This is a genomic window from Aeromonas sp. OTU364, from assembly GCF_038440395.1.
Taxonomy (GTDB): domain Bacteria; phylum Pseudomonadota; class Gammaproteobacteria; order Enterobacterales; family Aeromonadaceae; genus Aeromonas.
Genome location: NZ_JASATR010000001.1, coordinates 547,340 through 561,601 on the forward strand (window position 1 = coordinate 547,340; position 14,262 = coordinate 561,601).

Sequence of the window (14,262 nt, forward strand, 5' to 3'; positions counted from 1 at the left end):
CGTTTGATCCGGCTGGTGTCGCCGCCAGCCTTGGTATTCCTGTGCGTGGCCCTGGGCCACCCTGTTTCACGACGGGCCGGACCCGTCTCTGACAATGAGCGTTCGATGCAACAACGAGTCTACCCACAGCAGTGGCAAAATCAGCACATCTACCCCTCCCTCGACAGCAGCGTGCTGGAGGCGGACATGAGCCTGGCCCGCGCCAGCCTCGCCGAGCTGGCGCTCTTCATCGACGGCCTGCCGTTGCGTGATCTGGACGCCGCCCAGCAGGATGGCCTGCGGGATGGCCTACGGGATGGCTTGCGAGAGGTGCGGCTGCGGGCCCGCCGCATCCGCGAAATAGGCTGGAACATCGCCGTGCTGGCGGCCTGCACGGGGAGCCAGGACGCCCGGGATCCCCTGGCCAAGCAGCTGGCCTCCCGGGCCCGGGCCCTCAACGCGGACCTGTTCAAGACGCTGGCCCCCATCGAAGATCTGATGCTGGGGCTGCCGGAGGCCGAGTTCGAGCAGCTGATGCAGGACTCCCTGCTCGGGGAGGAGGAGTACCGGCTGCGCCACGAGCGCCGCCTGCAGGATCAGCGGCTGCCGGTGGAGGCGGAGCAGCTGGTCATCGGCCTTGGCACCGACGGGCTGCACGCCTGGGGCAACCTCTACAACGATCTGGTGGGCAAGATCCGGGTGCAGGTCGCCGGCCAGGAGCGGGGGCTGGCGGAGGCGAGCAACCTGCTCTCCAGCCCGGATCGGGCCCTGCGCAAAGAGGCCTTCGACGCCATCAGCGCCGGCTGGGAGGGGGAGCAGGAGACGGTGGCCGCCATCCTCAACGCCCTCAACGGCTGGCGGCTGGAGCTCTCGCGCCAGCGCGGCAGGGGGCGGACCCTGGATGCGCTGGATCTCTCCTGCCACCAGAGCCACATCGAGCGGGCGACCCTGGATACCCTGATGCAGGAGACCTGGCAAGCGCGCCATCTGGGTCAGCGGGCCCTGGGGCTGATGGCCCGGCGGCTCGGCATCGAGGAGCTGGGGCCTGAGGATCTGTTCGCGCCGCCCCCGGCGAGCAGCCACCGCAGCATCCCGTTCGAGGAGGCGATCGAGATCATCGCCCTGGCCTTCACCGGGTTCGATCCCGAGATGGGGGAATTTGCCCGCATGATGGCCGAGCGCGGCTGGATTGATGCGGCTCCCACCCCGAACCGGCGCACCGGGGCCTACTGCACCAAGTTTGCCGATCCGGTGGAGCCGCGGGTCTTCATCACCTATGCGGGCACCATGGACAACGTCATCACGCTCGCCCACGAGCTGGGGCACGCCTGGCACAACTGGCTCATCCGGGATTTGCCCATGAGCCAGCGCAGCTACCCCATGACGCTCGCCGAGACCGCCTCCATCTTCGCCGAGACCCTGGTGCGCAGCGCCCTGTTCGAGCAGGCCCGAAGCGCCGAGGAGCGCCAGGCCATCGCCTGGGCGGAAGCCGACGGCGCCGCTACCTTCCTGGTCAACATCCCGGCCCGCTTCGCGTTCGAGCAGGCCCTGGTGGCCGAGCGCGAGCAGGGCTATGTCTCCTCGGCCCGGCTCAAGGCGCTTACCGACGAGGCCTGGGGACGCTGGTATGAGCAGAGCCTTGGCCGCTATCACCCCATGTTCTGGGCCGCCAAGGCGCACTTCTCCATCGCGGGCTTCGGCTTTTACAACTATCCCTACCTCTTTGGCTACCTGTTCAGCCTCGGGGTCTATCAGCAGCTGATGAGCCGTCAGGCCGCGGGCGAGCAGGATGTAGCACAGGCCTATCGTGCCCTGCTGCGAGACACGGGCCGCATGAGCGCCGAGGCGCTGGTGGCGAAACACCTGGGGCAGGACATCCGCGAGGCGGCCTTCTGGCAGGGGAGCCTGGCCCTGGTGGCGGCGGCGGTGGAGCGCTTCGAGCAGACCCTGGGCTGAGGCCGGGAGCAGGCAGGGCAGCGCGCCTGCCCTCGTCAGGGGGCTGGCGCCCCTTTTCCCCTGCCGAATGCGCCCAAACGGGGTGGGGAAAGGATTTTCCGGCGGCGGGGGGCGTGATCCAAAGCAAGAAAGTGCGATGTTTTGGTGGCGCCTCTGCGGTTCGCTGGGGTAGTTTCGATAGAACCGACACAGTTCTTGAGGTCTTATCCATGATCATCTATCTGCATGGCTTCGATGCCACCAGCCCCGGCAATCATGAGAAAGTGCTGCAGTTGCAGTTTATCGATGATGATGTGCGCTTCGTTCACTACAGCACGGTTCACCCCCGCCACGACATGAGCCACCTGCTCAAGGAGGTGAAGAAGCAGCTCGACATGAGCACAGACCCCAAGCCCCTCATCTGCGGGGTAGGGCTCGGCGGCTACTGGAGCGAGCGGATCGGGTTTCTGTGCGGCATCAAACAGGTGGTCTTCAACCCCAACCTGCACCCGGAAGAGAACATGCAGGGCAAGATCGACAGGCCGGAAGAGTACGAGGACATCGGCACCAAGTGTGTAACCGAATTTCGTAATAAAAATTCAGGAAACTGCCTGTGCATCCTTTCCGTTCAGGATGAAATCCGCGATAATCGGGACACTGAACGTGAATTGAAGAACTATTACGACATCGTATGGGATGAGCGCGAGACCCATAAGTTCAAGAACATCTCGCACCATCTGCAACGGATGAAGGCCTTCAAAGAAGCCTGAGCCATCACGTCAACCGATTTCGTTTTAGGGAGCCAATGGCTCCCTTTCGTTTTGAGGAACCAAGGAAAATCATCATGATGAATATTGTCGTTGTAGGCGGTGGCGCCGGCGGTCTCGAGCTCGCGACCAGCCTGGGCCGCAAGCTGGGCAAGAAGAACAAGGCCAGGATCACCCTGGTGGATCGCAACCGCACCCACCTGTGGAAGCCCCTGCTGCACGAAGTGGCCACCGGCTCCATGGATGCGGGCATCGACGCCCTGAGCTACCAGTCCCACGCCAAGAACCACGGCTTCGAATTCCAGCTCGGCAGCCTGACCGACATCAAGCGCGACGAGAAACGCATCGTGCTGGCCCCCATCCACGACGAGAGCGGCGCCCTGGTGGTCAACGAGCGGGAAGTGGCTTACGACGTGCTGGTGATGGCCATAGGTTCTGTGTCCAACGACTTCAACACCAAGGGCATCAAGGATCACTGCATCTTCCTGGACAGTCCCTCCCAGGCGCACCGCTTCTACAACAGCATGATGAACCGCTTCCTGCAGTTCGCCACCGAATACCAGCCCGGTGACAAGGTGAAGATCGCCATCGTCGGCGGCGGCGCCACCGGCGTCGAACTCTCCGCCGAGCTCTACAACGCGGTGGAGCAGCTCTACGCCTACGGCTTCAAGAACCTCACCACCGACAGCCTCAAGGTGACCCTGGTGGAAGCGGGCCCCCGCATCCTGCCGGCCCTGCCGGAGCGCATCAGCGGCTCCGCCCACCAGGAGCTGGTGAAGCTGGGTGTGGACGTGCGCACCGCCACCATGATCACCGAAGCCACTGCCGAGGGTCTGCACACCAAGGATGGGGAGCTGATTGAAGCAGACCTCATGGTGTGGGCCGCGGGCATCAAGGCGCCGGACTTCATGAAGGAGATAGCGGGCCTCGAGACCAACCGCATCAACCAGCTGGTGGTCAAGGAGACCCTGCAGACCACCCGCGACGAGAACATCTTCGTCATCGGCGACTGCGCCGCCTGCCCGCAGCCGGACGGCAAGTTCGTGCCGCCCCGCGCCCAGTCCGCCCACCAGATGGCGACCCAGGCGTTCAAGAACATCCTGGCCAGGATGAACGGCGGCGAGATGAAGCCCTACCTCTACCACGACCACGGCTCGCTGGTGTCCCTCAGCCGCTTCTCCACCGTGGGCAGCCTGATGGGCAACCTGATGCGCGGCTCCATGATGGTGGAAGGCTACATCGCCCGCATCGTCTACATCTCCCTCTACCGGATGCACCAGGTGGCCCTGCACGGCTACATCAAGACCGGTCTCATCATGCTGGTGGGCCGCATCAACCGGGTGCTGCGCCCGAGCATGAAGCTGCACTGAGCGGCGTCGGCAAGGGAAACCACAAGGAGAGGCCTGGGCCTCTCCTTTTTTTATGGCCGAAGCGGGGCCTGCCTAGAAGCGCCTGCCGTAGTTCAGGGCGAAGAAGTAGAGGGCCGGGGTGGGGTAGCGACCCGAGAGGGAGCTTTCATCGACGCTGGCGCTCTCCATGTGAATGTACTCAAACCCGGCACCCAGGGTCTCCTGGGCGTTGAAGGCATAGGTCACCCCGGTGCCGAGGCGCAGCGCGGCGCCGCTTGGCACAGTCAGGGAGGTGTGGTCCTGATCCCGATAGGCGCTGCTGTCGTAGGCCAGGCCGCCATTGAGGGCCCACTGCGGCGTCAGCGCGTGCTGGAGCCCCAGCGCCAGGTGGTAGCTGTCCTGATAGAGCCCCTTCTGCGAGGAGGTGCGGTCGAAGATGGCGACCTCGTTGTCGTTGTAGCGGCTCCAATCCTGCCAGCCCAGATTGCCCATGATGGCCCAGTCGTGGGCGAAGGCGTGAAAGGCGCTCACCATCAACTGTTGGGGGCTGTTGACCATGCCGGAGAGGGGGAGGCTGGCGCCGATCCCGGGCAGATTGGGGCGCGAGAAGGTGATGTCGCGGTCGATGGCGAAGTGATAGGTCACCTCGCTGGCATAGCCGAGTCCGAGTCGGGTGCCCGGGTTCCACTCATAGAGCAGCCCCAGCCTGGCATTGAGGGCCCAGTCACTGTCGTCCTGCTTCTGCTCCCCGCCACTGCCCTCCCGGGTGAGGGCGAATAGGCCGTAGTTGATGCTGACCCCGGCCCCGAGCGACCAGTGCGGGTCGAGGCGGTAGGCGATGGATGGCTGCAGGGTGAGGGCGAGCAGGGTGGCCTCCTTGATGAGCTGCTTGCCGGCCCAGTCGCCAAAATCGAGCCCCAGCCCGAAGTTGCCATAGAGCGCCAGGCCCGCCGACCAGCGCTCATCGAGCTGCTGGCTGTAGTAGGCGGAGGCCGCGGGGAACCAGCCGATGACGGTATCGACATCCCCCTGCGCGGGATCGTCCAGATCGTAGGGGACGTCCCCGTAGAGCAGTTGCCCGCCCAGGGTGAGGTGGCGCCCCTCCAGGTGGCTCAGGCCGGCGGGATTCACCAGCTGCACTGTGGCATCCTGGGCCCTGGCGGCCATGCCGGCGGAGGCGAGCCCGAGATCGTTGGTGCCGGTTTCGTACAGATAGAGGCCGGCGCCCTCGGTGGGGGCGCTCAGCAAGGTGGCCAGTGGCAACAGCAGCAGCGTTCGTTTCATCAAGGTCCCTCTCCCATCAATCCTGAGGATCGGCCCCCTCAGGCAAGTGCCAGATGTATCTGGCAAAGAGGGAGAAGATCCGCGACACAGGCAGTATAGATGGCACTTTGAATGCTGAATCAGTCACTTGTCAGTGCCGGGGGCGCAGTGTCTCCTGCCGCCTCCGGCAAGGCGGGGTTATGCTTTGGCCAGCGCCTTGCTACCATGACGCAACGGTGCCTCGCGCACCCAGCCCAACCCACAGGAGACCTCATGATCCTCTCAACCACCCCCCACCCTGGAAGGCAAGACCATTCGTGAATACCGCGGCATCGTCGTGGGTGAAGCCATCCTCGGCGCCAACATCTTCAAGGATCTGTTCGCCGGCATCCGCGACATCATAGGCGGCCGCTCCGGCGCCTACGAAAAAGAGCTGGCCCGGGCCCGGGAGATCGCCTTCGAGGAGCTCAAGGAGCGCGCCCAGGCGCTGGGGGCCAACGCCGTGGTCGGCATCGATATCGACTACGAGGTGGTGGGGCAGAACGGCAGCATGCTGATGGTCAGCATCAGCGGCACCGCCGTGGTGATCTAGCCCGCCTTTGCCCTTGGCTGCCTAAGGCGGCCCGCAGCAAGCCGACTCCAGGGTCGGCTTTTTATTGGGCGCGGCACCGCCATGGCATGGGGGGGCGATTCACCCTTCTTCCTTGCGGAAGAAGGGTGAAGGATGAGGGGGAGGCCTGGGCCGGGAAAGTTGTTTATTTTTTCTATCCGACTGGCTTGTGTCGTTTGGTTTATCCAAACAAAAAAGGGCCTGTACGGAGCCTATGAGTCCTTGTCGGGGAGAGAACAGCTGGATTAGGATGGAGCCTGATGCCGGATCATGGAGATCCCGGCCCCAGACTCTCAGGAGCGACCGTCATCCATGGCACTGCGCAAACCCGCCGGGCTCAAGCCCGGCGACACCATAGGCTTCTTCTCTCCCTCCAGCGCGGCCACCGCCTGGGCTCCCCGGCGGTTCGAGCGTGCCAGGGCGTTTCTGGAAGGGCAGGGTTTCAGGCTCAAGGCGGGCAGCCTGACCGGTGAGCGGGATCACTGGCGCTCCGGCTCCATCGCGGCGCGGGCCGAAGAGCTCAATGGCCTCATCCGGGATCCAGAGGTGCGGGCAATCATGTCGGTGATTGGCGGCAGCAACTCAAACTCCCTGTTGCCCTATGTGGACTACGAGGGGCTGAGAGAGGATCCCAAGATCATCGTCGGTTACTCCGACGTGACGGCCCTGCTGCTCGGCATCCACGCCCAGACCGACCTCGTCACCTTCTATGGCCCGGCGCTGGTGGCCTCCTTTGGCGAGCTCTCGCCGCTGGTGAACGAGACCCTGGCGGGCTTTTGCCAGATCTGCCTGACCGGTGGCGCCGCCGCGCCCCATACCCTGCCGACCCCGACGCAATGGACCGACGAGCGGCTGGATTGGGAAAACCAGACCCGGGCCAAGCAGTGCCAGCCCAACCGGTTGATCTCGGTGGGTTCCGGCCGGGTGCGGGGCCGGCTGATCGGCGGCAACCTCAACACCCTGACGGGGATCTGGGGTTCACCCTATATGCCGCCCATAGCGCGGGGGGACATTCTGCTGCTGGAAGACAGCCTACTGTCGGCGGAGACGGTGGAGCGCTCATTTGCCCACCTCAAGCTGTGCGGGGTGTTCGAGCGCATCGGTGCCCTGGTGCTCGGCAAGCACGAGCTGTTTGACGGCCAGGGCAGCGGCAAGCGGCCGCTGGATATCCTGCTGGAGGTGGTGGGGGAGCCGGCCTTCCCCATTCTGGCGGAGTTCGACTGTGCCCACACCCACCCCATGCTGACGGTGCCGCTCGGCATCCAGGCCGAGCTGGATCTCGATGGCCAGTGCCTGACCCTGCTGGAGTCCTGGTTGCGCTAGCTCGGGTGCTCACCCATAAGAGAGGCCGCTATTGCGGCCTCTTTGCGTTTCAGATCCCTGTCAGGGCAGCGCATCGGCCCGGAAGGTGTTGCAAGGATCTGCGGCCCCCGTCTCTTAAATGTTTATTGATCTCAGGGTAATGCGTCGGCCCGGAAGCTGGCGCGGATCTGCGGCACCAGGGGCGAGGGGTCGAAACCCTTCTCCTCCCCGAGCACCGGGTGGAGCAGGGGTCTGTCCTCTATGGGGGTGAGATCCCCCGCCAGCAGCGCTCGGGTGGCCTGGCCCATCTGGTAGAGCTGGCGCACCGGGGCAAACTGGCGATCGAGTGCGATGGCGCCATCGTTTCGGGTGAAGGCCATCATGGGGATCTGGTAGGGGGCATCGCGGGGGGGCTTGGCGCCATGGATGCCCTTGCCCGCCGACATCAGGAAGGGCTGGTGATCCCCGAAGGCTACCACCAGGTAGCGCTTGCCTGAGCCGTCCAGGGTCTTGAGCAACCGCTCCAGCGACGCCATGGCGTCCACCACCCCTGTGTAGTAGGTGTTGAGCAACTGTCGCTCTGCCGGGCTCTGATCCGGGCAGGCCTTGTCGATCTGCTGGGCCCGGTAGCGATCCCCGTCGAAGGGGCCGTGCCCCTGCATGGTGACCGCGTAGGCGAACAGCGGCTTGTCATCCTGCTCGCTGCGTTTGATCAGGTGATCGATGAGGGCATCGTCCGAGATGTAGATCCCCTTGTGTTCGAGGGTGGTGAAGCGGGTGTCGAACCAGCGCTCCTCATAGCCGAGCGCCGGAATCGCCTTGGCGCGGCCCCAGAACTTCTCCACATAGGGGTGGGCGAACAGGGTCTGGTAGCCGTTCTGCCTGGCGCTGCTGGCAAGGCCTGGCACCTTGTCCGAGAGGTAGTAGTAGGGCACCACCCCCTGCTTGAGCAGGCCCGCCGGCAGGCCGGTATTCATCTCGAACTCCGCCAGCACCGTCATGCCCCCCGTGGTGGGGGAGTGGATGGTCTTGTGCCACTGGGCCACGCCGGCGGGCAGGCTCAGGGTGGGGGCGGGGGCGCAGATCCTGCCCTGCCAGTCGAGCCAGAGGGACTCATATTGCAGGACTATCACCAGATCGAAGCGGGGCGGCTGGCCTAGGGCCGGCTGGCTGAGCTCTGGGGTACGCTCGTTGATCTGCAGGGGGTAGCGGAAGATGTTGCCGCTTTGCAGCATCTCGTCCACCAGGTTGAACAGGTAGAGGCCGGGACCGGCGCGGATGATGTCCCTGTGGTAGTTGACCGCCCTGTCCACGTAGCGGATGTTGGCTCCCAGCAGCTTGTTGCCGGTCTGGGTGGCGAACACGCAGAGCGCGAAGAAGGCGGCGGTGGCGGCGGCTGTGCGCAGGATCCAGCGCGACAGGGCAAAGCGCCAGCACAGGAACAAGAGCCCCAGCAGGGCCAGCACCGGCAGCACGGGGTGCTGATCGAGCAGTATGTGCAGCAGGGCCATCAGGTTGCCGAGATCGTCCCCCCCCAGCGGCACCCCGTAGATGGCTATCTTCATGAAGTTGGCGAGCAGCCCTATGCCCGAGAGCGCCGTGAACACCAGCCCCATATAGAGGTTGAAGCCCGCGAGGGCGCAGAGGCTCCAGCCCAGCACCATGCTGCCCCAGGCGAGGTAGTAGTGCTCGGGCCGAAAACCCGACCAGAGCAGAAACTCCCCCAGCTTGAACACCACGAAGCCGTGCAGCAGCACGAAGGTGAGGTTGCCGAGCAGCAGGCTGCCCAGCACCCGGGAGCGGTAGCTGCGGCGCAGCCGCGGCAGCAGGGTCCTGAGCACGGCGGCGCTCAGCAGCAGCACCAGCAGCAGGCTGGTCATCAGATAGGTCAGGTTGAAGCCGCGCTCCGGCAGGGTCTGCAGGATCTGGCTGTACTCGGCGCTCTCGGGTCTGTCCGCCAGCAGCAGGCCGATCCGCAGCTGATAGCGGCTGTCCAGGGCGTCGTCGGGGGCGCGCAGGGCGCTGTTGAGATCCAGGGTGCAGCGGTTCTGGCGACACTTCTGGCGCTTCTCCACCGCCTGGCTCAGCTGATCGATGCGAATGCCCTTGTCGTTGAGCAGCTCCACCCGCACCTTGTCCCCCGCCTGCAGCGGCTTGAGCAGTTGCCACTGGCTGCGCACCACCAGATAGAGGCCGCGACTGTCGCTCTTGTAGAGCAGGCTGTGGCGGGTGAGGGTGGCGATGGGCTGATCGGCGGGCCCCAGGATCAGCGGTTGTGCCTTCCCGAGCCAGCCGGCGGGATTGAGCAGCGGCAGGGCCAGGGTCAGCAACAGCAGGGCGATCAGCAGGCCGAACAACCACCCGGCCAGAGACCGGGAGAGGGAGGGGCTGTGACCACAGACGGGGGCATTCATAGGGGCTCATCCTTGGAGCGGGCAGGGCAGCAACGCTGCATCTATTTTGACCCGATGGTGAGGGGCTTGTTCCTTGATGTCAATTTAATGACGACGGGATGAATCCTGGGTGACAGCCTGGGCGTGCAAATTGTGATCCCGATCCGGGAGGGGCACTGATTCTGTGATGAAAGCGTCATCATGGGGCTTTGCCGCTGGTCTGGGAGGGGGGCGCTGTTTAGTCTCTCAGTAACGGTTGGAGGTACATGCATGAATCCCAAGGTTGCGGCACGTCAGGCAAGATTGCTCCAGATGCTGGAGAACGGGGACGAGATCCGGATCGGGCGTGAGCGGGACTGCCCCCTGCCCCTGGCCCAGTTGATCAGGCTGACCGAGGATCACCCGGACGTCGTCAAGGTCTATGGTCACGGGCTCACCGCCGAGGTGTTCCACCTCAAGGTGGAGGGCCATCACTGGTGCCTGAAGCGGTGCCGGCCAGACTCCCTGGTGGCCAACGTCGACGGCAAGACCGCCTTTCTCACCGAGCTGGAGCGGCGCCGGGAGATAGAGAGCCTGCGGGAGCTGCACCCCACCATCCTCTCCAACGTGGTCTGCACCAGCTTCGGCTCCGCCCGCGCCGGGGTGCTGGTCTCCCCCTGGCTGAGGGGAGAGCCGGTGCGCAGGCTCAATGAGCGCAACCTGGCGCAGATGCTGGCGGTGGAGGCGGAGCTGGCCCGCTGGGGCTGGTTTGACTGGGATCCGAGCCCGGGCAACCTGCTCGACGACGGCCAGCAGATCTCGGTGTTCGACTTTGGCTACATGTGGCCCTTCGATCCCCTCCACGAGTTCAACTCCAACGGCCTCACCGATCCGGCGTTTCATGTGCCTGAGCGGCTGGAGACCCGCACCCTGTCCGGGCTCTGGCTGGAGCAGAGCGATCCCCTGCCGCTGTTTCGCCACTGGCGCACGCTCTGCCTCGCCTGGGCGAAGGGGGAGTTGCAATATCTGTCACGGGAGGGGGCCAGTGCCCCCGTGCTGGCCCGGATGCAGGGGCTGGTGGGGGAGTGGAGCGCGGCGCTGGCAAGCGAGCAGGCGCTCGCCGCCAACTGGTGGCGCGACATGTATCGTAGCCATCGGCTCGACATCCAGGACGATCTCAGCGGCAAGAGCTGCGGCCCCATGACCCTGCGCCGCCTCGACTGGCTGGAGCTGGCGGTGCGGGATCACTTCCCGGCGCTGGCCGATAACCTGGGGTTTGACGAGGCCGGGCTCAGCCAGGCTGCGCTGTTGCAGCGGCTGGGGGGGCTGCGCGAGCAGATCCGGGCCAACCTGTTGCCGACCCGGACCCGCCAGCCCGCGCGCTGACATGGGGACGACAGCATGACGAGAGGGGCGCATCGGCGCCCCTCTTCGTTGGTATAGGGTCGCCATGGGCTTCCCCTGATGCCAGCCCTTCTCCCTCGCGGGGAGAAGGGACTGCAAGGTTATGTCAGGCTCAGTCGAGCAGCTCCTGATGGAGGCGGTTGACGATGTGGCCCGCCTCGCTCTCCTTGACCAGGAAGCAGAGGTTGTGGGCGCTGGCGCCGTAGCAGATCATCCGGATGTTGTGCTCGCGAATGGCGTCGAACACCCGGCTGCCCACCCCGGCGGCCTCGCTCATGCGGTTGCCGATGAGTGCCACCAGGGCGAAGTCGGTCTCCACCTCCACCTTGCACAGCTGGCCGAGCTCCGCCAGCACCTTGTCGCCCAGGATGGGCTCGCCGTTGCTCTGGCTGCCGGTGTGATCCAGGGTCAGGGAGACGCTCACCTCGGAGGTGGTGATGAGATCCACCGAGATGCGGTGACGGGCCAGGATGCCGAACACCTCCGCCAAAAAGCCGTAGGCGTGGAACATGTTGAGGCTGTGCAGGGTGACCAGCACCTGCTGGCGGCGCAGGGCCACGGCGCGAAACAGCGGGTTGCTGCCGGTGCTGGCGCGGATCCAGGTGCCACCGGCCGCGGGATCCCGGGCTGAACCGACGAACACCGGAATGTCCTGGCGCAGGGCGGGTTGCAGGGTGGCCGGGTGCAGCACCTTGGCGCCGAAGGTGGCCATCTCGGCCGCCTCCACGAAGCTGATTTCCGGGATGGGGCGGGCCCGGGTGACCAGGCGCGGATCCGTGGTGTAGATACCGGGCACGTCGGTCCAGATCTCGATACTGCCGGCATCGAGCGCCTCGGCGAGCAGGGCCGCGCTGTAGTCGGAGCCGCCCCGGCCCAGGGTGGTGGTGCGGCCATCGGCGTCGGCGCCGATGAAGCCCTGGGTGATGATGAGGCTGTCACCGAGCAGGGGGCCCAGGGTGGCTTGACAGAGGGTGCGGGTGGCGGCCAGATCCACGGTCGCCTTGCCAAAGCGGCTGTCGGTGCGCAGCAGCTGGCGCGCGTCCTGCCACTGGGCCTTGATGCCCCGCTGGTGCAGCAGTTCGGTGAAGAGGCGGGTGGACATCAGCTCGCCGCAGGCGATGAGGCGGTCGGCCAGCTCCGCATCGGTGTGCTGGCAGGCCTGGCGGGCCATGGTGCGAATGTCGCCAAGCTGGGCGTGGATGAGAGCGCTCACCTCGATCGGGTTGCCGAGCGCCGTCAGTATGGCCTGCTGGATCCCGGTCAGCTTGTCGAGCTGGGCATCCTGCCCGGCTTCGTCCAGTTCACCCTGGGCCAGGCTCACCAGCAGGTTGGTGACCCCGGCGCTGGCGCTCAGTACCACCACCCGGGTCGCCGGATTGGCCAGCACCACGTCGGCGCAATGGTTCATGGCCGCGGCATCGGCGACACTGGTTCCGCCAAACTTGGCGACGTTGATCGGGTTCATTGCATACTCCTGTCTCAAGGTGAAAATCCGGTTTCATCGGGCAAAAGAGAGGAGGAGGCAGAAAATGGCAGGAAAACGTAAGGATCCCGGCCAGAAGCACTCCATCCGCGGTGCCCATCCCACAAGGATCCTGCTGGATGCCTGTGGGATGCACACGACCGATGACAACCCGGGGGATTCAGCCCCCGCAGCCGACGTTGAGGTATCCAGTTGCCTCACTCGTCTCGGCGCTGCTCCCCCTGACCCAAGTTCACCGGACTCTGGTGTCCTCCCTTGGGCTGCCTGGGCAGCGCTCCTCTTCTGGTGCCACCCTGGAAGGTGGCGTGCATGTAGAAATACCCTGCACTGGATTGCACTGTCAATCGAGTTTGTAAAAAAGTACACAATTGGCAACAACCAGGCACAAGATCAATCAGTTACGAAATGGTCTTGGACAAAACCTTGGAGCGGCGCTGCCAGTTGTAGAGGCGCTGGCGCGCCACCGGCAGATCTTCCACCTCCAGGGGATCGAAGCCCCGCTCCCGGAACCAGTGGATGGAGCGGGTAGTGAGCACGAACAGGCGGCGGATGCCGAGCCGCTTGGCCCGCTCGGCCACCTTGGCTACCAGCTGATCCCCTCGGTTGGAGTTGCGGTACTCGGGATGGATGGCGACGCAGGCCATCTCGGCCATGGCCTCCTCCATGAAGCAGTAGAGCGCCGCGCAGCCGATGATGAGGCCGTCGCGCTCTATGATGGTGAACTTGTCTATCTCCATCTCCAGCTGCTCCCGGGAGCGGCGCACCAGTATGCCTTCCTCCTCCAGCGGCCGGATCAGATCCAGGATGCCGCCGATGTCCTCTATGGTGGCGGCCCGCGCCCGCTCGGCGCTTTCGCGCACTATCTGGGTGCCGAGCCCCTCGCGGCTGAACAGCTCCTGCAGCATGGCGCCGTCATCCTGATAGCTCACCAGGTGGGAGCGCGGCACGCCGCCCCGGCAGGAGGCAATCGCCGCGCGCAGGTAGCGGGCGGTGCCGGACATCTCCTCGCCCGCCTGCTCCAGCTCCACCAGCAGCTCCTCGGCCTGCTCGGGGAAGAGCTCGGAGATGGCCACGCCCTGCCTGTTCATCACCCCCTGGGTGCTGCTGAAGCAGATGAGTTTGTCCGCCTTGAGATCCACCGCCACCCGGCGCGCCACCTCTTCCGAGCTCAGGTTGAAGCTCTCGCCGGTAACCGAGCAGCCGATGGGGGAGATGAGCACCAGCCCATGCTGATCCAGCTGGCGGGTGATCCCCTCCACGTCGATGCGCCGCACCCGGCCGCTGTGGCAGTAGTCGATGCCATCTTCCACCCCCAGCGGCTGGGCGGTGACGAAGTTACCGCTCACCACGCTGATGCGCGCCCCCTGCATGGGGGTGTTGGCCAGCCCCATGGAGAGCTGGGCGGTGATGTCGTATTGCAGACCGCCGCACACCTGCTTGATGATGGCGAAGCTCTCGTCATCGGTGACCCGGATCCGTCTGTGGTACTGGGCCTGGATGCCGGCGCGGGCCAGCGCCTCGTCGTTTTGCGGACGCGAGCCGAACACCAGCACCAGGCGGATCCCCAGCGTCTGCAGCAGGGCGATGTCGCTCACTATGTTGGCAAAGTTGGGGTGGCAGATGGCTTCCCCGCCCATCATCAGCACAAAGGTGGCACCCCGGTGCACGTTGACATAGGGGGTGGATTGCCGAAAGGCATGGACCAGGCTGGGTTCGCGTTCACGCACGTGTTTCGTTCCATAAAAAAGCAGCAATTTGCTCAATATATGAAAATAAATTCACAAATCAAGACTAAATA

9 protein-coding genes, 1 pseudogene and 1 riboswitch are annotated in these 14,262 nt (G+C 65.0%); of the genes and pseudogenes, 6 read left to right on the plus strand and 4 right to left on the minus strand.

Features of this window, described 5'->3' with window-relative positions; genetic code table 11:
* Positions 1-105 precede the first annotated feature (105 nt).
* The 3 genes from AAHB08_RS02545 (at position 106) to AAHB08_RS02555 (ending at position 4,051) form a co-directional block, all read left to right on the plus strand.
* Positions 106-1,935 (plus strand): M3 family oligoendopeptidase, encoded by a 1,830-nt coding sequence (locus AAHB08_RS02545; protein ID WP_342058002.1) that lies wholly within the window; start codon positions 106-108, stop codon positions 1,933-1,935.
* A 209-nt stretch (positions 1,936-2,144) separates the two neighbouring features.
* On the plus strand, positions 2,145-2,684 hold the full coding sequence (gene ycfP / locus AAHB08_RS02550; protein WP_005331594.1) for an alpha/beta hydrolase YcfP: 540 nt from the start codon (positions 2,145-2,147) through the stop codon (positions 2,682-2,684).
* A 74-nt stretch (positions 2,685-2,758) separates the two neighbouring features.
* Positions 2,759-4,051 carry an NAD(P)/FAD-dependent oxidoreductase gene (locus AAHB08_RS02555; RefSeq protein ID WP_139436062.1) on the plus strand — a complete coding sequence of 431 codons (1,293 nt, stop codon included), beginning with the start codon at positions 2,759-2,761 and terminating at the stop codon, positions 4,049-4,051.
* Between the two features lie 72 nt (positions 4,052-4,123).
* Here the strand turns inward: AAHB08_RS02555 and AAHB08_RS02560 are convergent, their stop codons facing one another.
* Entirely contained in the window at positions 4,124-5,314 is a 1,191-nt protein-coding gene (locus tag AAHB08_RS02560; RefSeq protein ID WP_342058003.1) for an OmpP1/FadL family transporter, read from the minus strand.
* Positions 5,315-5,566: 252 nt separating this feature from the next.
* Between AAHB08_RS02560 and AAHB08_RS02565 the strand changes: the two are divergent.
* Together AAHB08_RS02565 and AAHB08_RS02570 are read left to right on the plus strand one after the other, a co-directional pair.
* A pseudogene (locus AAHB08_RS02565) lies at positions 5,567-5,885 on the plus strand (heavy metal-binding domain-containing protein).
* A gap of 330 nt (positions 5,886-6,215) precedes the next feature.
* The gene (locus AAHB08_RS02570; RefSeq protein WP_342058004.1) at positions 6,216-7,226 is read left to right on the plus strand and encodes a S66 family peptidase; all 1,011 of its coding nucleotides are present in this window, start codon (positions 6,216-6,218) and stop codon (positions 7,224-7,226) included.
* Between the two features lie 131 nt (positions 7,227-7,357).
* Here the strand turns inward: AAHB08_RS02570 and AAHB08_RS02575 are convergent, their stop codons facing one another.
* Positions 7,358-9,619, minus strand: a complete 2,262-nt coding sequence (locus AAHB08_RS02575; protein ID WP_342058005.1) for an LTA synthase family protein — start codon at positions 9,617-9,619, stop codon at positions 7,358-7,360.
* A gap of 249 nt (positions 9,620-9,868) precedes the next feature.
* Between AAHB08_RS02575 and AAHB08_RS02580 the strand changes: the two genes are divergently transcribed.
* Positions 9,869-10,963, plus strand: a complete 1,095-nt coding sequence (locus tag AAHB08_RS02580) for a hypothetical protein (RefSeq protein ID WP_342058006.1) — start codon at positions 9,869-9,871, stop codon at positions 10,961-10,963.
* 130 nt (positions 10,964-11,093) lie between these two features.
* On the opposite strand, the gene lysC is transcribed toward AAHB08_RS02580, so the two are convergent.
* Together lysC and argA are read right to left on the minus strand one after the other, a co-directional pair.
* On the minus strand, positions 11,094-12,446 hold the full coding sequence (gene lysC / locus AAHB08_RS02585) for a lysine-sensitive aspartokinase 3 (protein WP_342058007.1): 1,353 nt from the start codon (positions 12,444-12,446) through the stop codon (positions 11,094-11,096).
* 86 nt (positions 12,447-12,532) lie between these two features.
* A riboswitch (Lysine riboswitch) is annotated at positions 12,533-12,754 on the minus strand.
* A 108-nt stretch (positions 12,755-12,862) separates the two neighbouring features.
* Complete coding sequence (gene argA / locus AAHB08_RS02590; RefSeq protein ID WP_139436071.1) at positions 12,863-14,191, minus strand: amino-acid N-acetyltransferase; 1,329 nt, start codon at positions 14,189-14,191, stop codon at positions 12,863-12,865.
* Positions 14,192-14,262: the final 71 nt, after the last annotated feature.

Bases quoted from the DNA above. Each gene is read 5' to 3' on its own strand.
- AAHB08_RS02560 (WP_342058003.1), bottom strand. From the start codon at position 5,314: ATGAAACGAACGCTGCTGCTGTTGCCACTGGCCACCTTGCTGAGCGCC.
- AAHB08_RS02555 (WP_139436062.1), top strand. From the start codon at position 2,759: ATGATGAATATTGTCGTTGTAGGCGGTGGCGCCGGCGGTCTCGAGCTC.
- ycfP (WP_005331594.1), top strand. From the start codon at position 2,145: ATGATCATCTATCTGCATGGCTTCGATGCCACCAGCCCCGGCAATCAT.
- AAHB08_RS02580 (WP_342058006.1), top strand. From the start codon at position 9,869: ATGAATCCCAAGGTTGCGGCACGTCAGGCAAGATTGCTCCAGATGCTG.
- AAHB08_RS02545 (WP_342058002.1), top strand. From the start codon at position 106: ATGCAACAACGAGTCTACCCACAGCAGTGGCAAAATCAGCACATCTAC.
- AAHB08_RS02570 (WP_342058004.1), top strand. From the start codon at position 6,216: ATGGCACTGCGCAAACCCGCCGGGCTCAAGCCCGGCGACACCATAGGC.
- AAHB08_RS02575 (WP_342058005.1), bottom strand. From the start codon at position 9,619: ATGAATGCCCCCGTCTGTGGTCACAGCCCCTCCCTCTCCCGGTCTCTG.
- lysC (WP_342058007.1), bottom strand. From the start codon at position 12,446: ATGAACCCGATCAACGTCGCCAAGTTTGGCGGAACCAGTGTCGCCGAT.